Annotated in this window: 14 protein-coding genes; 4 read left to right on the top strand and 10 right to left on the bottom strand. The window is 40.3% G+C overall.

Annotated features, from left to right (window positions below; all coding sequences use genetic code 11):
* Positions 1–85: 85 nt before the first annotated feature.
* From ftsN to priA, 3 genes are all read right to left on the bottom strand, one after another.
* Complete coding sequence (gene ftsN, locus OOA_RS17745; RefSeq protein WP_008913548.1) at positions 86–913, bottom strand: cell division protein FtsN; 828 nt, start codon at positions 911–913, stop codon at positions 86–88.
* Positions 914–1,249: 336 nt separating this feature from the next.
* Positions 1,250–2,278, bottom strand: coding sequence for a DNA-binding transcriptional regulator CytR (cytR, locus tag OOA_RS17740; protein ID WP_008913547.1), 1,029 nt, complete (start codon positions 2,276–2,278; stop codon positions 1,250–1,252).
* 382 nt (positions 2,279–2,660) lie between these two features.
* Positions 2,661–4,859 (bottom strand): primosomal protein N', encoded by a 2,199-nt coding sequence (priA, locus tag OOA_RS17735; protein WP_008913546.1) that lies wholly within the window; start codon positions 4,857–4,859, stop codon positions 2,661–2,663.
* Positions 4,860–5,407: 548 nt separating this feature from the next.
* Here priA and rpmE point away from each other — a divergent pair.
* Entirely contained in the window at positions 5,408–5,623 is a 216-nt protein-coding gene (gene rpmE, locus OOA_RS17730; RefSeq protein WP_006816263.1) for a 50S ribosomal protein L31, read from the top strand.
* Positions 5,624–5,745: 122 nt separating this feature from the next.
* Here rpmE and OOA_RS17725 read toward each other — a convergent pair whose 3' ends face one another.
* Together OOA_RS17725 and metJ are read right to left on the bottom strand one after the other, a co-directional pair.
* Positions 5,746–6,492, bottom strand: coding sequence for a hypothetical protein (locus OOA_RS17725; protein ID WP_008913545.1), 747 nt, complete (start codon positions 6,490–6,492; stop codon positions 5,746–5,748).
* A 387-nt stretch (positions 6,493–6,879) separates the two neighbouring features.
* Complete coding sequence (metJ, locus tag OOA_RS17720; RefSeq protein WP_008913544.1) at positions 6,880–7,197, bottom strand: met regulon transcriptional regulator MetJ; 318 nt, start codon at positions 7,195–7,197, stop codon at positions 6,880–6,882.
* A gap of 315 nt (positions 7,198–7,512) precedes the next feature.
* Between metJ and metB the strand changes: the two genes are divergently transcribed.
* Both metB and OOA_RS17710 read left to right on the top strand, forming a co-directional pair.
* On the top strand, positions 7,513–8,673 hold the full coding sequence (metB, locus tag OOA_RS17715; protein WP_008913543.1) for a cystathionine gamma-synthase: 1,161 nt from the start codon (positions 7,513–7,515) through the stop codon (positions 8,671–8,673).
* Between the two features lie 11 nt (positions 8,674–8,684).
* Positions 8,685–11,126, top strand: a complete 2,442-nt coding sequence (locus OOA_RS17710) for a bifunctional aspartate kinase/homoserine dehydrogenase II (RefSeq protein ID WP_008913542.1) — start codon at positions 8,685–8,687, stop codon at positions 11,124–11,126.
* Between the two features lie 357 nt (positions 11,127–11,483).
* Here the strand turns inward: OOA_RS17710 and OOA_RS17705 are convergent, their stop codons facing one another.
* On the bottom strand, positions 11,484–12,188 hold the full coding sequence (locus tag OOA_RS17705; RefSeq protein WP_236611269.1) for a hypothetical protein: 705 nt from the start codon (positions 12,186–12,188) through the stop codon (positions 11,484–11,486).
* A gap of 1,052 nt (positions 12,189–13,240) precedes the next feature.
* On the opposite strand from OOA_RS17705, the gene ppc reads away from it, so the two are divergent.
* Positions 13,241–15,880 carry a phosphoenolpyruvate carboxylase gene (ppc, locus tag OOA_RS17700; RefSeq protein ID WP_008913541.1) on the top strand — a complete coding sequence of 880 codons (2,640 nt, stop codon included), beginning with the start codon at positions 13,241–13,243 and terminating at the stop codon, positions 15,878–15,880.
* A 211-nt stretch (positions 15,881–16,091) separates the two neighbouring features.
* Here ppc and OOA_RS20185 read toward each other — a convergent pair whose 3' ends face one another.
* The 4 genes from OOA_RS20185 to metF form a co-directional block, all read right to left on the bottom strand.
* Positions 16,092–16,307 carry an SDR family oxidoreductase gene (locus OOA_RS20185; RefSeq protein ID WP_269078057.1) on the bottom strand — a complete coding sequence of 72 codons (216 nt, stop codon included), beginning with the start codon at positions 16,305–16,307 and terminating at the stop codon, positions 16,092–16,094.
* 387 nt (positions 16,308–16,694) lie between these two features.
* Positions 16,695–18,263, bottom strand: coding sequence for a glutamate/gamma-aminobutyrate antiporter (gene gadC, locus OOA_RS17695; protein WP_008913539.1), 1,569 nt, complete (start codon positions 18,261–18,263; stop codon positions 16,695–16,697).
* Positions 18,264–18,368: 105 nt separating this feature from the next.
* A complete protein-coding gene (gene gad, locus OOA_RS17690) occupies positions 18,369–19,766 on the bottom strand; it encodes a glutamate decarboxylase (protein ID WP_008913538.1) in 1,398 nt (465 codons plus the stop codon).
* Positions 19,767–20,514: 748 nt separating this feature from the next.
* A complete protein-coding gene (metF, locus tag OOA_RS17685) occupies positions 20,515–21,399 on the bottom strand; it encodes a methylenetetrahydrofolate reductase (protein WP_008913537.1) in 885 nt (294 codons plus the stop codon).
* Positions 21,400–21,553 lie beyond the last annotated feature (154 nt).

Genomic DNA, 21,553 nt, shown 5'->3' with positions numbered 1-21,553 from the left:
GTTACCGACTTTGTTAATCGGTAACTTGAAGTTGCCACTCTTGATAGTACGTTAAAGTAGTACATGGGGGAGGGGATTATACTTTTCAACCCCCAGAGGCACGAAGAATACAACCAGAAACACCAACGCTACTTGCACGATCGCGCATTTTTTCAGCAGTCGCTTTGGAATAAGGGCCAAGCACAATACGATGCCAACCACCACCAGCAGTAACTCGGCTTTCAATTCCGGAGAAAGCAAGTGTCGCTCGAACAGATTCTGCCTGTTCAGCTTCACGGAAAGAGCCACACTGAACTAACATATTTTGTAAATTATTTGCTGGCTTACTTTCTTGTTGCGCAGACGGAGTTGATGCTACCGGTTGCGTTGATTGTACAGGACGTTGCTCTGGTTTTCGTTCTACAGGAGCTGTTGGCTTACGTTGTACAGGTGGGCTTACTGGTTGAGTCGGCTCATTGATAATGACTTGTGAGCGAGGTACTGAGCGCCCGTTATAAGGAACTTCCTGCAAATTTGTCACAGGTTGACGTCTATCAGAATCAATTTGTTCGAGTAATTGACGTTGCTCTGCGGTTAGATCAGATTGGCCTAGAATATTACCACCACTATTCTGCGTCGGAATATTAGGTGCATCAACACCACGGCGTTCAAGTTCTTTAATGTAACGCCAGCGCTCCTCAGGCTTTGGCGGTAATGTATTTACCGGCGCTGAAGGTGGATGAGTGCTGATACTTTGTGGCGACTCTTTTTTATTTTGAGTGATATAGAAAAGGCCACCAACAAATAAAGCGACAACAGCAATAGCGGCGACTAATGTCGGTATTGGAAGCCCTTGCGTTTTCTTCGCTTTGCCTTTACTTGTTTTACGGCGAGCAGATGATTGCCCGCGAGCTACATAATCTTTTTGTGCCACGCTGTTAATTCACTAAGTTATTGAGAGTCCGTTATCATTTAGTTTCACATGTTACTTAACCTGAACGATTTTGCCTAGGGGCTGTTGACCTTTGAAGGTCAATTTTCATTCGAATCAAACGTCTTTTGACCAAGGTAAGTGGTTCGCCTAGCGGGCTAGGCACGAACCGCTCAACACAGCGAAAAATCGCTTTTAATCGAACTCGAAGGGCATTTTTCGTTCATAGTTTGGGTTTGGGGTGATGTTTTTTTAATCACGCCAAGACATAATATGATGAAACAGCTGTTATTTTGATCATTTAATGCAGTAAAAATAATCAGCAAAGGTCAACAACCCCTAACTCTTAGGTGCTTTTGTACTCTCTCTGATGATTAGATCAGAATCTAGGAGACGGGAACCTGGCGTTACATTATTTCCTTGTAGTTGCTCAAGCAATAATAACATTGCTTGACGACCTATTTCATTGCGAGGATGGTTAATCGTCGTCAATGCCGGAAGCGTATACTTAGCTTGTTCTAAGTTATCGAAACCGACAATAGAAAGATCATCAGGTAGCGTTAATCCTAATTTCTTAGCCTGCCACATGGCGCCAATCGCCATAATATCGCTATGACAAAAAATCGCAGTAGGTGGCTCTGGAAGTGATAGTAAGGTTTTTGCCGCCTCAGCACCACTTTTATGAGTGAAATCACCTCTCATAATATACTGTTCACGTAATCTTTCACCGGTACGTAGCATCGCTTTTTTGTAGCCCTCTAAACGGTATTCGCTATGAGGCATATGTGCAGGTCCTGCAATACAAGCAATACGTTTATGACCTTGTTTTTGCAAATAATGTGTAGCGTTAAAGGCTGAGGTTAGATTATCAATATGCACAGTTGGCAACTTGAGTTCAGGTGAAAACTCATTGGCCATCACGATAGGCGGCAGGTTTTTTTGTTCTTCAGCTGAAATACTAAACGGAAGATTTGATCCTAGTAGCACCATACCATCAATCTGCTTAGTTATGATCAAGTTAATAAATGCGTTTTCTTGTTTTTGCTGATGTTTGCAGTCACCGATTAACACAAAATAACCTTCGTGAGCCGCCACTTCTTCAAGGCCGCAGATCACATCACTAAAGAAAGGATCGCTGATATCTGGAACGATCGCCAAAATGATTTTTGATTCATTGCGTTTAAAGTTTCTTGCAAGGTTGTGAGGGTAGTAACCAACATCCATAACGGCTTGCTCTACCTTTTGGCGTGTTTGCAAAGAGACTTTTTCAGGATTCATTAATGTTCGGGAAACAGTCGCTGTCGATACGCCCGCGGCATTAGCAACATCTTTCATGGTCGCAGAGCCATGTTGTTTTTGTTCTTCCACAACGCCTTCCTTACTTTTAGTTAATCGATTGCTTTTTTTGAATGGCGTAAAGACGTCATCATTTCAAGTCAGGTTATTTTAAAGAGTTCATCAATAATATCTGTTACCTAGTTTGCATAAAAACTGTGACTTGCATCATTTTTTAGAGCTGGTTCTCAAATATTGAAAATAGTTATTATCAAACGCATTTATCAATACCCACGAAAAGAGTTATCACTATTGATTTATAGTGATAACAGATGATTTATTTATAGATAATAATAAAATGAATGATATGTATTAGCTGCCCGAAGCTGATATTCATCTATTATCATCGAGCTTATATACAGGTCTGTTGAATAAAAACGATAAAATTAGCCTTTGTAATAACCACACTCGGTACTTAGCCATCTGTTGGATCGACGTCAATGTTCCATTTTACTTTTCGGCCTTCTGGTTGGCTTTGTAACTCAGGTAAAATGTGTGCTGCAAATTGCTGTAAATAAGCGCGAGACGGGTGCTGTAATAATAACTGCCAACGGAAACGACCACCGCGTTTAGCTTGCACAGCAGGACTAGGACCTAAAATCCATAGCTGGGAATCGCTTTTTGGATGTTCAGAAATATATTGCCTGACTTTTTGAAGAAATTGGCGTGAATCCTGATTATTATGATCTTCCGAGCGAATCAATATATGACTGGTGAAGGGCGGTAACATTGCTATACGGCGCTCTTCCATCGCTTCATGGGTAAATGCGTCATAACCGCTCTCTAATAACGTCATTAGGAGTGGATGTTCAGGATGGTGGGTCTGTAAGAATACTTCACCTTGTTTGCCCGCTCGTCCAGCACGACCAGAAACCTGCACATAAAGTTGTGCGAAACGTTCAGCAGCCCTGAAATCGCTAGAAAATAACGCGCCATCAACATCTAATAAAGCCACTAATGTTACATCAGGAAAGTGATGCCCTTTTGCCAGCATTTGTGTACCAATTAAAATGCGAGCTCCTCCCTCATGTACTTCATTTAAATGCTGCTCAAGCTCACCCTTACGACTAGTCGTGTCTCTGTCAATACGGGTTACAGGGGTGTTCGGAAACAGTTCCTTGATACCTTCTTCTAACTGTTCCGTTCCCATACCGACAGGGACTAGGTGAGTCGAGCCACACGTTGGGCATTGACGTGGTACAGGACGCTGACTATCACAATGATGGCACCGTAACTGATGGAAATTTTGATGCAATGTATAGTAGTGATCGCAACGCTGACACTCTGCTATCCAGCCACATTCATGGCAAATCAATGCAGGTGAATAACCTCGGCGGTTTAAAAATAAAATAACCTGATTATTCTGCGCTAGGTGGTCTTGGATATGCTTAATTAATAAATGGGATAAACCAAATTTTAGCGGTTGGCCTTTAAGATCAATTAGGTGTTGAGTCGCTGGGCGTGCATTACCTGCGCGCAGTGTTAAATTCAGCTGACGATATTTTTTTTGCTGAACATTGCACAATGTCTCGAAAGAAGGCGTAGCGGTTCCCATAATAATCGGAATATTTTCTTTCTTTGCACGAAAAACTGCGAGGTCGCGCGCATGGTAGCGCCAGCCATCCTGTTGCTTATAGGAACTGTCGTGTTCTTCATCGATAATGATGATGCCTAAACAGGAAAAAGGCGTGAATAAAGCTGAGCGTGTACCAATGATAATAGCATTTGCCCCCTGTTTTGCTCGTAACCAAACGGCGAGGCGTTCACTATCATTAAGGGCTGAGTGTAGAACATCAACGGGAGCATTAAAGCGTTCGCGAAAACGGCTAATCGTTTGTGGTGTTAAACCAATTTCAGGTACTAAAACTAATGCTTGTTTGCCTTGCGCTAAAATGTTTTCTAAAACGGTAAGGTAGACTTCAGTTTTCCCTGAACCAGTAATACCAGCAAGTAACCAAGGTGAAAATGTATCATCTTCAGCACGAATGGCACCGACGGCTGTTGCTTGTTCACTATTAAGGCGCAAACGCTCGCCGCTGACTGAAAAATGAGGTTGCCATTTTTCGGTGATAGGTTGTACTGGGTGAAGCTCAATGTATTCTTTCTTTTTAAGTGCCTGTAATGCACTTTCACTTAATTCAAGCTCACTCACTTGGTGGCGATAAACAGCACGGCGGCGTATTAAAGCAAGTGCTTGTTGTTGTTTAGGTGAACGCCTTAATTCATTAATATCAGCTTCTTGCCCAAGTTGAGTAACTTGCCATTGCCAAATAGGGGAAAACTCAGCAGGTTTACCTTGGCGTAACAAAATGGGTAACGCGTGAAAAAGGACTTCACCAATTGGATAATGGTAATATCGTGAAGACCATAGAAGGAGTTGCCACAAGTCATCAGGAAATAATGTTTCGCTATCGAGCACAAGTTCAATTGTTTTTAATTGATCTTCAGAAAGTTCACTTGTGTGGCTATGATTGACAACAACGCCTAGTGCTTGCCGTTTGCCAAAAGGAACCATGACTCGGCTACCAATCGGGGGAATGGGCATATTATCAGATAACCGATAATCAAATACTCGATTTAAAGGAACAGGTAAAGCCACCTGAACGACGATCATAGCTGTATTTCCGTCTTTTTTTTGTGCGATTATGGGTAAGTTATTTTTAGGTTTGTTGACCCTCAAAGGTCAACAGTCCTTAGTAACTTAGGCGAGGCACTTTCAGCGTAGAGAAAAATGAATGGAATGCCTTTTAATCAAAGTTATTATTTTAAAGAATGATAATTAAAATTAGCCTATACGTAAAATAACCATTTTGAGTCTTTTTTAATCAAACAAATTGCTTTAAAAATAATAAGTAAACGTCATCTGCCTATAGAGTACCATAAAAAGCATGCGGTTTTCATTGCACGGTAAATGGATTTTCTGTATGATCCGCCGCCTTTGGTAACGATTTTACCAATAGCTACTCAAAATAATTCGGGTTGCATGTGGTCATCAAGCGAAGATGTCCTGTTGAGCATACATAAGTATGTGATTCGGGTAGCTAAGTGATGATAACATCTATGCAGCTTCAATTATGAAGAGTAATAATTTCTAATCAACACGACGTGTGGTGTCCGGCGTCAGGGCTGGAATGGCGACACGGCCTTAATAGAGGTTTTCCCATGAAAAAAGGTATTCACCCTAAATACGAAGAAATTACTGCAACTTGTTCTTGCGGTAACGTTATGAAAATCAATTCAACTGCAGGTCACTCACTGAACCTGGACGTTTGTGGTAACTGCCACCCGTTTTATACTGGTAAACAGCGTGATGTTGCTACTGGTGGTCGTGTTGATCGCTTTAATCAGCGTTTCAGTATCCCAGGCGCTAAGAAGTAATCAAGCCTGCGAAAAAAGGCACGTAAGTGACCTCTTTTTGGATAAGCTGAATGTAAGCGCCGAAGTTAATTCGGCGTCTTATGTAGGAAAACCCATTCACAATTTGAATGGGTTTTTTGCTTTTAGCGTTTGCGGCATGGTACAGGAGCATAATCATTTTCTGCTGGAAATGGATTAGCTTCACAATCCGGTAACTCTTCACGCACTTCAAAAATAGCAACACCAATCACACCAATATTACGTTCGTCACCTTGTATGTTTTGATTCACATATGAAGCTTCAGGTGCGGCAAAACGGAATGCGGCGACTTGGTTACTATTCTTACGAAAACCTTCGATCTCAAGCTGCTTACCGGGGCGAATTAAATAGCCGCTATTCTGGTAAGACCCTATTTGGCCATTAAGAACATCAAGACCATCTACGGTAGTTATCACTTCAAAGCTTTTTATTTTATCGTTGTTCGTAATATGCAAGGCATAACGCATGCCTTCATTCGCTGGCAGGATGTATTGACCTTCGCGATCACGATAAATTGGCATTGGTTGCCCATTCTCACCAATCACTTTCACCTCAATCGGTAATAAAGGAATATAAGATTGGGTATAAACATGACTTGGAATACGCTCCCCACGGTAATGAATAGTGACGGTATCATGAGGGGTTTGGGTCAGTCGGGTTGCACTGACATTATTGACAGAAGAATTAATATTCTCCCCCCATTTCGTACCAAGTATTCTTGCTGCTGGAGCAGATGTTTTCTCAACTTTATCTTTGGAGTCTACTGAATGGTGTGGATAAGTAGAACAACCTGCGGTAAGCAGTAATGCTCCACCGAGTAGGGCTATAGTAATTTTGGGGTATAAATTCATCGCATTAACCTTTATTTATTCTATTTTCAGTGCAGATATGATCTGAAGTTTAAATAAAGACAAGCAATAAAGCCTGAGGGGAAATCCGAAATAAAAACAAATAGGAATAATCTTCCCATCCTAAAAATTTTTAGTTTCAATATGTTAAATGAATAACGATACCCATACTCCAAGAGTATGGTCACTGATCGCTATTCATTACCCGAATCACATAAATCGAGCTATGTTCATCGGGCTTTTATCGGAATAGCGGCACTTGTCGCCGAAATTATTTATGCACTAGCATTGCATTAACCGAGTAATTACTAACGTCTTTATTAATTACTGGTTTATCTTCGCCGATAGCGGAAAGCTTCCCGATTTAATATGAAAAGAAGGCAGCAAAGATTAATATTCCCAAGTATCAGGATCAATGCCAAGCTCGCGCATAATATCTTTTGCGGCATCAGGAATTTCATCACTGCGTTCTTTGCGCAAATCATCATCGTTTGGCAGCGGCTGTCCAGTGAATGCATGTAAAAAAGCTTCACAGAGTAGTTCACTGTTAGTTGCATGACGCAAGTTGTTGATTTGGCGGCGAGTACGCTCATCAGTTAAAATTTTCAGTACCTTTAATGGAATCGATACTGTAATTTTTTTTACCTGCTCACTTTTTTTGCCATGTTCAGCATACGGACTGACATATTCACCGTTCCATTCAGCCATGAGTTACCTTGATTATTTTCATCAATAATAAAAAATAATATGTCTGTAATCTTTCTGAGAAACAAAATATTTGTTACTTAAGATTTAAAACCGACATATAAGTTAGAATAAGCGTTACATAAATTATCATAATTTCGTATTGAAATTAATGAGTTAATTTACTTTGTGTAAATTGCAATTAATTTACACATAATCATTAAGGATGATTATTCCATTACTTTATATAAACGTAAAGAGGTTTAGACGTCTAGATAGGTTGACGTCTATACTTCTGATGGGTATTATTTGGCTTATCATCTACCAGGAGAAGCGTTCATGGCTCACAAACCGTCAACTATCGCCATTCATAATGGGCTAAATGAAGACTCGCAGTTTGGCTGCGTCGTCCCACCCATTTATCTATCGAGTACTTATAATTTTACTGATTTTAATGAGCCACGCAGTCATGATTATTCTCGTCGAGGAAACCCTGGGCGTGACATTGTGCAAAGGACACTTGCACAGCTTGAAGGCGGTAGTGGTGCGGTAGTGACTAACAGTGGTATGTCAGCCTTGCATCTTTTATGTACCGTTTTTTTACAGCCGGGAGACTTGCTGGTTGCTCCTCATGATTGCTATGGTGGAAGCTATCGTTTATTCAATAGTCAACATGAGCGTGGAGCCTATCAGGTTCAATTTGTTGATCAAAATAATGAAGCTGAACTGCAAGCTGCATTAGATAAAAAACCAAAGCTAATCTTGATTGAAACTCCAAGTAATCCATTGCTACGCATTTATGATATCGAAAAAATAGCTCGATTGGCTCATGATGCAGGTGCACTTGTGGTGGTAGATAACACATTTTTAAGCCCTATTTTACAGCAACCTATTGCGCTTGGTGCTGATTTTGTCGTGCACTCTTGTACAAAATATCTTAATGGGCATTCTGATATTATTGCAGGTACGGTGATTGCCAAAGAAGAGAAATGGGCAACAGAGTTAACTTGGTGGGCCAATAATATCGGTGTGACGGGGGGGGCATTTGATAGTTATTTGTTGTTAAGAGGAATTAGAACGCTATCTCCACGAATAAAGCAGCAACAAAGTAACGCACAGGAAATCGTAAATTATCTTAAAACACAGCCTTTGGTTGGAAAATTATATTATCCTTCGTTAAAAGATCATATAGGTCATAAAATCGCAGTGAAACAGCAAAAAGGTTTCGGTGCTATGTTGAGTTTTGAATTTAATGGTGACGAGCAACAGTTGCGACATTTTCTCGGTACATTAACATTATTTACACTTGCAGAGTCATTGGGGGGTGTTGAGACACTAATCTCACATACCGCCACCATGACACATGCTGGCATGTCAGCAGAAGCTCGGGCAGCAGCAGGAATTACTGATAGCTTATTAAGAGTGTCTGTAGGTATTGAAGATTCTCAAGATTTAGTCGCAGACTTAGATAATGCATTTAAGATAGCAGCGCAACACTAGCGGAGTATTTGATGAGTGTACTGACAGCAGTTGAGGCGGAGCCATGTCACCGCCAGTTACATAAATTTGGTGGTAGCAGTTTAGCTGATGCAAAATGTTATCAGCGAGTCGCTAATATCATGGCGAGTTACAGTAAACCGGGCGACTTAATGGTAGTTTCCGCCGCGGGTAGTACGACCAATCAACTGATTAATTGGTTGAAATTGAGCCAAATTGATCGCATTTCAGCTCATCAAGTTCAGCAATATTTACGCCGCTATCAACAAGATTTAATTACTGAATTATTACCAACGGATAAAGCGGATAATTTAAAACGCTTATTTGTTGAGGATTTAGAGCGTTTAAGTGGCTTGTTAGATCAACCGATCAATGATGCTTCTTATGCTGAGGTGGTAGGCCATGGTGAGATTTGGTCTGCACGTCTGATGTCTGCAATATTACAAGAAGCGGATATGACCAGTACTTGGCTGGATGCACGTACTTTTTTACGTGCGGAAAGAGCGGCTCAGCCTCAAATTGATGAAACTCAATCACGCCAATTATTGCAACAAATTTTAGTTCAATATCCTAAGCATCGTATTGTTGTCACAGGATTTATTTCGCGTAACCAAGTGGGCGAAACCGTCCTTTTAGGTCGTAATGGTAGCGATTATTCCGCAACCCAAGTTGGGGCATTGGCGGATGCTGAAAAAGTAACTATCTGGAGCGATGTCGCAGGTGTATATAGCGCCGACCCACGTAAAATCAAGGATGCGTGTTTACTGCCGTTATTGCGACTCGATGAGGCAAGTGAATTAGCTCGCCTTGCAGCTCCTGTATTGCATACTCGCACATTGCAACCGGTTTCCGTCAGTAATATTGAATTGCAATTAAGATGTAGTTATCAACCAGAGCAAGGCTCAACAAAAATTGAGCGCGTTCTAGCATCAGGGTCTGGCGCTAAGATAGTTACCAGTCATGATGAAGTATGCATAATTGAACTCAGAATTTCACCGGACCGCAATTTTCATCAGATTTATAAAGATATCGATTTATTACTTAAGCGTGTTCAGCTACGCCCATTAGCTCAGGGTATTCACCATGATAGGCACCTATTACAATTTTGCTATACTGCGGAAATTGTTGAAAGCGCGTTGAATGTACTTGAAGAGGCGGCACTTCCCGGCACATTATCCCTTCGAGAAGGTTTTTCGCTGGTGGCTTTAGTGGGCGCAGGTGTGTGTAAAAACCCACTGCATAGCCATCGCTTTTATGAAGAGTTAAAAGAGCAACCTGTTGAGTTTGTTTGGCATTCGGAAGATGGTATTAGCTTAGTCGCTGTATTGCGTACTAATCAAACTGACCATTTAATTCAAGGCATGCATAAAAGCCTATTTCGTGCAGAAAAACGTATTGGATTAATGTTATTTGGTAAAGGTAACATTGGTGCTCGTTGGTTGGAATTATTTGCTACAGAACAGCCCAATTTGTCTGCGCGTAGTGATTTTGATTTTGTGCTTGCAGGAGTGGTTGATAGTCGCCGCAGCTTGCTGAATTACCAAGGTATCAACCCAAGCCGCGCCTTAGCTTTCTTTGATGATGAGGCGGTTGAACATGAAGATGAAAATTTATTCTTATGGATGCGTTCACACCCTTACGATGATTTGATTATCCTAGATGTCACGGCGAGTGAAACACTTGCTGATAGCTATGTTGATTTTGCTAGCTACGGTTTCCATGTGATTAGCGCAAATAAAATTGCTGGTGCTGCGCAAACACAGCGATATCGGCAAATTCGCGATACCTTCGCGAAAACAGGGGGTCACTGGTTATACAATGCGACAGTTGGAGCCGGATTACCGATTAACCATACGGTACGTGACCTCAAAGAGAGTGGCGATACCATTCTAGCGATTAGCGGGATATTTTCTGGCACATTATCTTGGTTATTTTTACAGTTTGATGGCTCAGTCCCCTTTAGCGAGTTAGTGGAACAAGCATGGCAACAAGGTCTCACTGAACCCGACCCACGTATTGACCTATCGGGTCAAGATGTGATGCGCAAGTTGATTATATTGGCGCGTGAGGCGGGTTATGAAATTGAGCCAAGTGATGTTCGTGTTGAGTCACTAGTACCTGCGGAAGCAGAAGCGGGTTCATTGGATGAGTTTTTTGAAAATAGTGCATTAATCAACGAACAAATGGAACAGCGTTTAGAGGCTGCCCAAGAGATGGGCATGGTACTACGCTATGTGGCACGCTATGATGCAGTAAAAGGTCGTGCACGTGTTGGAGTCGAGGCCGTTAAACCTGATCACCCGTTAGCATCACTATTACCCGGTGATAACGTATTCGCCATAGAAAGCCGTTGGTATCGTGATAACCCACTTGTGATCCGTGGTCCAGGCGCAGGTCGTGATGTCACAGCGGGCGCTATTCAATCAGATCTTAATCGCCTTTCACAGTTGCTGTAATTCTTTGCCTAGTATAGGGGCTGTTGATCTTGAAAGGTCAGCAGCTTTTCAGTTGTTATACTTGGAATGAAACTGTGAGAGATTGAAATCAAAATATTGATGTAAAAAACACAATTTTATAAATAAATACGCAGCGTGACATGTCACGTTTTTCAGTGAAAAATTATTATTATCATTGTGAATTTATATTCAATTGGGAATTATTCTTATTTTTTTCAGTACGTTACGTTTTTTTGAGTTTTTCTTTCTAACCATATGCAAGATTAAATTATTGTGACATGATTTAAATTCCAATTATTTGATAAATATGTAAAGCGGTTAGTCGTCTAACTCTCACATCAACTGTCATTATAATTTTTAATTAAGCTTATTATTTAAGCTAATTAATAGCTTATCATTTGATATGACAATAATTTTGTTAGAAAAAAAATCTTCACCTAGCAGCCCATCAAAATTTATTCGGTTATCATCAATAAAAAAAAGAAGAGCGGAGAGTTTATTCCCATCCGGAGTAATCAGGTTTTTTTTAGGGCAAGCTAGAGAAAGCTCAACACATCCAACTTTTGAACGAGTAAACAGTAGCGTATGGCTTGCACCTGTATCAATAAGCATACGATAGACTTTCTTATCATCAGCAGAAGAGATATTAAGTTCTATTCCGTTCTCAGTTCGAGTAAAGGGGATGGTTTTCCAATGGTAGCTCTCTGGAAGAGAGTTAAAATCATCGGCTATTGTCAGCATCTTCGATATGTAATTGATAATCAGTATTTTATTTTTGATAATCCCCAGACCTAATACCCCATTGATGATAGGTATGCCTTTATCATCTACCATCCCATTTCCCCAAGGTTTAAAAACCTCAATATCAACTGAGAAAATCTTCTTGCCGTTAACAATAATATTGGTTTCTTTCGCTGCTATAGAAGAGCTTTCTGTACCAAAAATATCACTGGATCTAACGAGGGCTTTGCTCAAAAAAAATTGAATCAAAAAGGGATGGAGATATATAGAGAGCACTGGATGCTCCAGTATCAATTGCGATTTTATTAATTTCTTTTCCATTAATATTCAACGATACGGTAGGAATCGCATTATCAAGATAAATAATTGGAGCTGTAATATCGGCTTTAACGGTAACGTTAACTAAGAATGATGTTATTAACACACTTAGGATTTTTTTATCATCAATGCCTCTTCATTTTTTTAATTTTATTTTTATTGTTACCAAGTTTTATGAGAATGAATGAAGAGTATCATAAATATAATTAATGATATTTAATTGTTTTGTTTTCGTCAAAATCATCGTAAATATAGAGGATATTCCGTTATTTAATGATACTTCAGTAAATGAATGATAATGCACAGAATCATAATGGGTGTTTTTATTTAGTCACTTTTCTAATTGTTTAATTAAATTACTGAGTTTTTTGTGTTATCTAGTGAGCAGCCATTCACCTCTATAAAGATTGGATATCCTAAGCACCAATATACGAGCATTTGCGCGGGTTTCGCTTACTGATTGGTAAAAGCCCAATTTTTGTACTATTGGTAAATGGTCATACATCGAGTAAAAGATGAGAATAGAATCTGATATGGTGAAATAACGCTAAAGCTAAAGAGTTTAATGACGAGAATAAATAGTTCAAATGGCAAAAAGGCATCACTCAGTTAACTACTTTTTGTACTTTTATTCTGATGATTTAATTCTTAAGCAATATTCATGTCTTGAAAGCGCTGAATCGACAATATATTGCGCTGAAACAATACTTAAATAAGCAAAACTAATAAAAATAGGGCTGTAATTAAATTTCAGAAAAATCCCCCAAATTGTTTTTTTTCTGATATCTATATAGACACAAGGGTAAAATTTGGCTGCTGTATCACAAAACAACAACTCCATCGCAGTAGGCTGAAATTTAATTACAGGATATTTGAATTGCAGTTTGTTAACTGTTAGCTACACCCAAATAAATTCAAGATGCATCTAAGCGGCAAGTGAAGCTACATCGATAAAAAACGCTAGAGCTAATGAAGTCAACAACGACACGACTTGAATTATGATGGGTTCTAGATAAGGGTACGGCATTCTGCCTAAGCACAAGGTCAGGAGTCTCATGAATCAGCAATATTCCGCAATGCGCAGTAATGTTAGTATGTTGGGTAAGCTACTTGGCGACACAATCAAGGAAGCTTTAGGGGAGGATATCCTCGATAAAGTTGAATCTATTCGTAAGCTTTCAAAATCATCCCGTGCAGGCAATGAAGTGCAACGTCAAAAGCTATTAATGACGCTGCAAAATCTCTCTAATGATGAGCTATTACCCGTCGCAAGAGCATTTAACCAATTTTTAAATCTGACAAACGTTGCAGAGCAATATCACAGCATTTCACCTCATGGTGAAGCCGCGAGTAATCCGGTTGCGCTCAAAAATCTGTTTAGTCGTTTAAAAGATAAGAATTTCACCAATGGCGATATCCATAAAGCCGTCGAACAACTGTCGATCGAGCTAGTGCTAACTGCTCACCCAACTGAGATCGCACGTCGTACCTTGATCCATAAATTGGTTGAGGTAAATACCTGTTTATCTCAGCTCGATCATGATGATATTGCAGATTATGAACGTAACAATATTATGCGTCGCTTGCGTCAACTTGTTGCACAGTCATGGCACACGGATGAGATCCGCAAAATACGTCCAACACCAATTGATGAAGCTAAGTGGGGCTTTGCTGTTGTTGAAAATTCATTGTGGGAAGGTGTGCCTGCTTTTCTGCGTGAATTTAACGAGCAATTAGAAGAGTCCGTTGGGATCATGTTGCCTGTTGAAGCGAATCCTATCCGCTTTACATCATGGATGGGGGGAGATCGTGATGGCAATCCAAATGTGACCGCAGAAGTCACCCGCCATGCATTACTGCTCAGCCGCTGGAAAGCTGCGGATCTATTTTTAAAAGATATTCAGATCCTCGTTTCTGAACTATCAATGACTGAAGCTACCCCAGAATTACGCGCACTTGCGGGTGGTGATGAAGTCGATGAACCTTATCGTCAAATAGCTAAAAACCTCCGCGGCCAGCTATATTCAACGTTGGAATATTTAGAAGCTCGCGTAAAAGGCGAGCAAGTACTACCTCCTGCTGATTTACTGACTGATAACGCACAATTGTGGGATCCGTTGTATGCCTGTTACCAGTCATTAACCGCTTGTGGGATGACGATTATTGCGAATGGTCAACTGCTTGATACATTGCGTCGTATACGCAGTTTTGGCTTACAACTGGTGCGTATCGATGTGCGCCAAGAAAGCACTCGCCATACGGAAGCATTATCTGAGTTAACGCAATACCTCGGTTTAGGTGACTATGCGGCTTGGTCGGAAGATGAAAAACAAGAGTTCTTATTGACTGAGTTACAATCTCGCCGTCCGCTAACACCACGTAACTGGCAACCAAGTCCAGAAACGGAAGAAGTTTTTGAAACATGTCGGGTGATTGCCGAATCTAAAAATGATTCAGTTGCAGCATATGTGATCTCAATGGCAAAAGTACCATCTGATGTACTTGCTGTTAAGTTACTACTAAAAGAAGCTGGCGCATGTATCCGCTTACCAGTCGCTCCACTATTTGAAACACTCGAAGATTTAAATAACGCTGAAAGTGTGATGAAAAAATTATTGAGCATCGAGTGGTATCGCGAACTGATTGATTCTCGCCAAATGGTGATGATTGGTTATTCTGACTCAGCGAAAGATGCGGGTGTGATGGCTGCATCATGGGCACAATATCGCGCTCAAGATGCCCTGATCAAATTATGTGATAAAGAAGGTGTGACGTTAACGTTATTCCATGGTCGCGGCGGCACAATTGGTCGCGGTGGTGCACCAGCGCATTCTGCATTACTGTCTCAACCACCGGGAAGTTTGAAAGGTGGCCTGCGTGTGACGGAACAAGGCGAGATGATCCGCTTTAAATTTGGTTTGCCACAAGTCGCTATTAGCAGTTTAGCGTTATATGCCAGTGCGATTTTAGAGGCGAACTTACTTCCACCGCCAGAGCCGAAACAAGAGTGGAAATCAGTGATGGATTCATTGTCAGAGGTCTCTTGTGATATGTATCGCGATTATGTTCGCGAACAACCTGACTTTGTACCTTACTTCCGTGCGGCAACACCTGAATTGGAATTAGCAAAACTACCGTTAGGCTCTCGACCTGCAAAACGTCGCCCAACCGGTGGTGTTGAAACATTGCGCGCCATTCCATGGATTTTTGCATGGACACAAAACCGTTTAATGTTACCAGCATGGTTAGGCGCAGGTGCTGCATTGAAACATGTTATTGGGAAAGAAGGTAAACAAGCGGTATTGGATGAAATGTGGCAACAATGGCCATTCTTTAACACGCGTATTGCGATGTTAGAGATGGTTTATGCAAAGGCAGATTTATGGTTGGCGGAATATTATGACCATCGCTTGGTTGAAGAGCGTCTGTGGCCATTAGGTCTAAAATTGCGTGAGCAGCTTTCAGAAGATATCAAGAGTGTGCTGGCGGTATCTAAAGATGAAGCGTTAATGGCTGATTTGCCTTGGATTGCAGAGTCGATTGCCTTGAGGAATGTCTACACTGATCCATTAAACGTATTGCAAGCTGAATTGTTGCACCGTTCACGTCAACAAGAGCAAGCGGATCCGCGTGTTGAGCAAGCGTTGATGGTGACAATTGCTGGTGTTGCGGCAGGTATGCGTAATACGGGCTAAAAAGTATTTAACAAAGGCCGGCTAATCTTAACCCAAGAGAAACTGGCCTCTTGATAGACGAAAATCCGCGATATTGATTTTAATATCGCGGATTTTTTTCTGATGAGATATCTATTTCAGTGTGAGAGTCTTGATTGTTATCTCATCTAAAATAGCGAATAAAAATACGCCAGTATTAAATTAACCATGGCGTATTTTTTATTTATCTGGATTAGACGACAGTGAAGCATCCATCAATGATGATATCAGCACCTGAGGTATAACTTGCCGCATCAGATAGTAAATAAATAACTGCGCCTGCTAATTCTTCTGACGTTCCCATGCGTTTGAATGGGATCATATTAATCCACTCATCTTGCCAATCTTGTCTCACAGTTGCGGTCATCTCAGTTCTGATATATCCAGGACTAATTGAGTTGACGCGAATACTCGGGCAACAAAGAAAATGCCTTTTAAATTAACCTCAATAATTTTGCGCCATTCATCTGGTTTGCAATCAATCGCGGTGTTATGTTGACAGATCTCCCTCAATATTACTGGTCTCTCTGACTCAAACTCATCGTAATCAGTCAGAAGCGTGCATAATCAAAAGCATATCAGCATGTTTGTTTTTATTTATTTTCATCCGTTTATGCTCGCTTTTAACACAGGGATTACAAAAAAATGCTGTGTTTAAAAAAATAGAATTGAGTCATGCCAAAATCGATTGTTCAGAGCTATGTAGACAGTCACTTATGGGATGTATTTTGAGGCGTGGTGATAAAAAGAAAGGCTGCCAATTTGGCAGCCTTTATTGCTTAAGACACTAAATGAGTTATTTTTCAGTCTTGTGTTTACCTGCTACGGTATCGGCTTGTTTATCATCATGAACAAGATGATAGGGCGAACGCGCACGTGGATGAATAAAGAAGTGATTAGCTGGAGCATTGTGTGTTTTGATATGCACCAATGATACGTTGGTTGTTTTACCGCGTTTATCATGGAATGCATAGACAACAAATGGCAGTAAGAAAATAATGATAAAACTTACCGCAAGCAGAGTGACATAAGTCTCATCACTTCCTCCACTCGGTAAAGAACTTGGTGGGAAAAACGATACAATAAATGCCAGAATAGAGATAATCAAACCTGCCGAAGCAACCGCTAATTTGAAACCTTTACTACCCGGAATTTTGAAAGCACGTTTTTTCTCAGGTTGTTTACGAATTAAGTGGATATAGCCTAAGAACAACATGAAATAGCTACATAAATAAATGACAACAGTCAGCGCTAACGCGATAAGGAATGACATATTACCGCCACCACCCGTATTTGTTAGCACAATGATTGCCACAGTCGTAATCAATAACTGAGAAATGACTAGTGTGGTAGGTACGCCGTTTTTGTTAACTTTAGCAAAGGCTTTAGGGAGTATGCCTTTTTGTGCCGCAACATACATTCCTCGAGAAGGACCGACAATCCAAGAGGCAATCTCTGCTAGGACACCAAGTAACAGTAATGCAGCAATAATGCGCACTGCCCACTCAAATGTCGAATTGAAATGTAGGACTAACACATTGAAGGTTTGAACGACACCAGCAGAAAGGTTTATTTCACTATTTGGAATGACAGATGCAACAGATAACCCACCAATCGAACTCAAACAAATCGCGGCTATCATCAATAAAAACATTGCCACAGGGTAATCTCTACCCGGGTTTTTCATTTCATTGACGTGTGTTGCTGATGCTTCTACACCCATGTAACTCAATATAAAGGCCACGAAGACAACAAGAGTCCCAATCTGTGTAAAATCAGGAAAAAATGTTGATGCACTCATTTCAATTGCCAGTGGCGCACCACTCGCTAGATAGCTAATTGCTAATCCTGCAAGAATCAATGCAGGCAATAAGATACCGGCAAAGAAGCCCACTTTAGCAATGGTCGCGGTATATTTTGTACCACCAAACTGGGTAAATGCTAAAGCCCATAAAATAATTAAAGCAGCAATAGTTTTAATAATTGGGTCAGTATTCAATTCTGGCCAATTCAGAATGTAAGATAGCGCCCCTAATACGAAATAGAGCATAGGGATAAAGCCGACGGCAATTTGTAGATAGCCAAATGAAATAGCAGCAAATCCCCAACGTTCACCTAATGTATTGGATACCCAAGCAAAAACACCACCTTCTTCCCAGCCCTCTACAGTTGCCATTTCAGCAGCACAGAGCGCAACAGGAATAAACCATAACAAACCGCCTAGTAATAAGAAGAAAACTAAACTGAAGCCCGAGGTTGCGAATGTCGGATATTCATACACCGCCATTACCATGGACGCAGTGATCGCAAAAAAGCCCAGTAAGGTCAGCTGTTTAGCTGCTGGGGCCGTTGCTGTCGTCGCCATACGCGTTCTCCTGAAGTACGTTTAGCTAAATTAATCAGTATGATACTGATACATAGACCAGCCAGAGGTTTTCGATACCTCTGACTGATTTATTGATATAAAAAATTAGCTATGATTGAAACCACCACCTTCTTCTTCAGATAGTGGTTTGCTGACTGGATGTTTATCGAAATAGGCTAAGGTACGTTTGAAATCTTCAATCAATAAGGCCGCGAGATCTAAGCTGACACCATGGCGAACAAGAATACGCTGTACAACCAAGTCTTCACGGTTTGCTGGCATAGAGTAAGCTGGTACTTGCCAACCGCGACTGCGTAGTTTATCCGCAATGTCGTAGAGTGAATAATTACTTTTGGCGCCATCTTTAAGTTTCCATGCAAGGGCAGGGATACCTTTTTGGCTATCGCCATCGAAGAGCATTTCAAAAGGACCTAATTTTTCGATTTCACGCGCAAGGTATTGTGCGGTTGCATAACAAGAATTATGAATTTTTGTATAGCCTTCACGACCAAGGCGTAGGAAGTTGTAATACTGCGCGATGATTTGGCCGCCAGGACGTGAAAAGTTCAGGGCAAATGTCGGCATATTGCCGCCTAAATAATTCACATTGAAAATAAGTTCTTCAGGTAAATCTTTCGCTTCACGCCAAATTACCCAACCTGCACCAAGTGGCGCCAAACCAAATTTATGGCCTGAAGAGTTGATAGATTTAACGCGCGGTAAACTGAAGTCCCATTCTAAATCTGGAGCACAGAATGGTGCGAGAAAACCACCACTAGCACCATCAACGTGAATAGGTATATCTAACCCCGTTTCTTTTTGGAGTTTGTCTAGAGCTTCATGGACTGCTTTTACGGGTTCATATTGGCAAGTGAATGTCACACCAAGAGTGGGGACAACCCCAATGGTGTTCTCATCAACACGTTTAAGCACTTCTTCTGGGCTCATGATGAGACGATCGCCTTCAAGTGGAATTTCGCGTAATTCGACATCAAAATAGCGAGCAAATTTATGCCAACAGACTTGTACAGGACCGCAAATTAAATTTGGTTTATCTGTTGGTTTGCCTTTAGCGGCTTGTTTTTTGCGCCATTGCCATTTTAATGCTAATCCACCTAACATAGCTGCTTCTGATGAGCCAATAGTTGAACAGCCGAGAGTGTTTTCTGCATCGGGTGAATGCCAAAGGTCAGCAATCATATGCACACAGCGGTTTTCGATCTCTGCTGTTTGTGGATATTCATCTTTATCGATCATATTTTTATCGATAGAGAGATCCATTAATTCACGAATTTCTTCATCAACCCAAGTTTGACAAAAAGTTGCTAAATTTTGCCTTGAATTACCATCAAGCATTAATTCATCACGTACAGCGCTAAAAACATTACGTGGGTCCCGTTCTTTTTGTGGAAATTGAGTTTTTGGTAATGACTGAGATAAGTCGAGTGAAGCGTAAACATCATCCAGTTCACTATAATTTGGTGTCAATGAATTCTTACTCATATCTTAAAGTCCTTAATAACGATGTGTTAATTATCGGCGTTAATATGAAAGTTCCTTTTAAATATAAACCATACAATCAAATTTGACCAAAAAATAATTTAAATTTTAAATTGATTGTCTAATTTAGATGTGTTTATGTGCGATTTTGGTATATTTTAAATGGGTTTTTTAATTTCAATGTGATGATATTTTTATTATAATTCAGTTGGTTATGTTTTTGGCTTTTAACTTTAATATTAATTTTATTTCAGTTGGTTAACATTAGGTATTTCTGTTTATCATTGGTAACATAGTGATAGACATAATAAGATAATTAAAGTTTGGTTATTAACTTTATTAGGAATATTGTAATATATCATGATCTTTAAATTGATTTTTTACATCAATAGAATTCTATTTAAATTGATTTTTTTGTAATGTGATTTTTAAGTATATTGAACGTGTATACGGAAATTTCATTATAATATTTCAGTATCAATCGCTTATTGATGGAGCAATATCTGACTAGTTTTAGCGATGTATAATCTTTATTATTGTCACGTTCCATAAGTTAACTATTATTAATCTGTCACAATGAGCAATAAGATGGTTTATTACTCTCTTCTCCGAGTCACGGCAGTTTAAATGGGGGGATGGTGAGCATTCGGTGGCAGTAGTATATCTGGAAGGAAATAATAATTTAACCAAATAAACCCGCCTTACTGAGATCTTGTGATAGCGGGTTTTGTTTCGATACGTCAATAGTGATTTATGGTCTAACGCCCAATGTATGACAGATAGCATAAGTTAGCTCGGAGCGATTCAGAGTGTAAAAATGAAAATCTTTTACACCTTCTCGGCTGAGTATCTTCACCATGTCCATAGCGATAGATGCTCCGACTAAGTTGCGGCTTTCTGGGTCATTATCTAGCCCTTCATACATCTTGCTCATCCATGAAGGAATACGCACATTGGTCATTTTGGCAAAGCGTTCTAACTGGCGGAAATTCGAGACAGGTAAAATACCGGGAACAATTTCTACATCGATTCCAGTTGAAACGCAGCGATCACGAAAGCGCAAGTAACCTTCTACATCAAAGAAAAATTGCGTAATAGCCCGGTTTGCGCCTGCATCAATTTTCTTTTTCAAACTAATTAAGTCTGCTTGTGCGCTTTTTGCTTCAGGGTGTACTTCTGGGTAAGCCGCAACTGAAATATCAAAGTCTGCTTCCGTTTTGAGTAATTCAACTAAATCAGTCGCATACATATCCGGTTTTTTGCTGCTATTTGGTAAGTCACCTCGTAATGCAACGATTTGGCGAATACCGCTATTCCAGTAGTCACGAGCAATTTCTCTGAGTTCATCACGGGTTGCATCAATGCAGGTTAAATGCGGTGCAGCAAGCAAACCTGTCTTATCTTTAATGTCTTTAATGATGGTATGAGTTCTATCGCGTTCACCTGAATTCGCACCATAGGTAACAGAGACAAACTTTGGTTTGAGGGTTTTTAGTCGATCAATAGATTTCCAGAGAGTCTGTTCCATCTCTTCAGTACGCGGTGGGAAGAATTCAAAAGAGACATTAATTTGCCCATCTAGCTCGGCTAGATTTTGATTAAGTGCCTCGCGGTGATTTGCGTGAAAAAAACTCATATCCTGCACCTCATAACTTTAGATCTATTAACAAGACTATGGATTTATCGGTATATTACTATGTCCATATATACGCCTATACGTTTAGACGTCTAAATAGAGATTACTAAATATTTATAGAGAGTCAAGACTTAAATTAAATAAACGATTGAGA

The organism is Providencia burhodogranariea DSM 19968 (assembly GCF_000314855.2).
GTDB lineage: Bacteria > Pseudomonadota > Gammaproteobacteria > Enterobacterales > Enterobacteriaceae > Providencia > Providencia burhodogranariea.
The sequence above is the reverse complement of the archived record's forward strand: the minus strand, read 5'-3'. Positions and strand labels throughout refer to the sequence as shown.

Coding starts and splice junctions, on each gene's coding strand:
- priA (WP_008913546.1), bottom strand. CDS start 4,859: ATGATCGTCGTTCAGGTGGCTTTACCTGTTCCTTTAAATCGAGTATTT.
- rpmE (WP_006816263.1), top strand. CDS start 5,408: ATGAAAAAAGGTATTCACCCTAAATACGAAGAAATTACTGCAACTTGT.
- OOA_RS17725 (WP_008913545.1), bottom strand. CDS start 6,492: ATGAATTTATACCCCAAAATTACTATAGCCCTACTCGGTGGAGCATTA.
- metJ (WP_008913544.1), bottom strand. CDS start 7,197: ATGGCTGAATGGAACGGTGAATATGTCAGTCCGTATGCTGAACATGGC.
- metB (WP_008913543.1), top strand. CDS start 7,513: ATGGCTCACAAACCGTCAACTATCGCCATTCATAATGGGCTAAATGAA.
- OOA_RS17710 (WP_008913542.1), top strand. CDS start 8,685: ATGAGTGTACTGACAGCAGTTGAGGCGGAGCCATGTCACCGCCAGTTA.
- OOA_RS17705 (WP_236611269.1), bottom strand. CDS start 12,188: ATGGAAAAGAAATTAATAAAATCGCAATTGATACTGGAGCATCCAGTG.
- ppc (WP_008913541.1), top strand. CDS start 13,241: ATGAATCAGCAATATTCCGCAATGCGCAGTAATGTTAGTATGTTGGGT.
- gadC (WP_008913539.1), bottom strand. CDS start 18,263: ATGGCGACGACAGCAACGGCCCCAGCAGCTAAACAGCTGACCTTACTG.
- gad (WP_008913538.1), bottom strand. CDS start 19,766: ATGAGTAAGAATTCATTGACACCAAATTATAGTGAACTGGATGATGTT.
- metF (WP_008913537.1), bottom strand. CDS start 21,399: ATGAGTTTTTTTCACGCAAATCACCGCGAGGCACTTAATCAAAATCTA.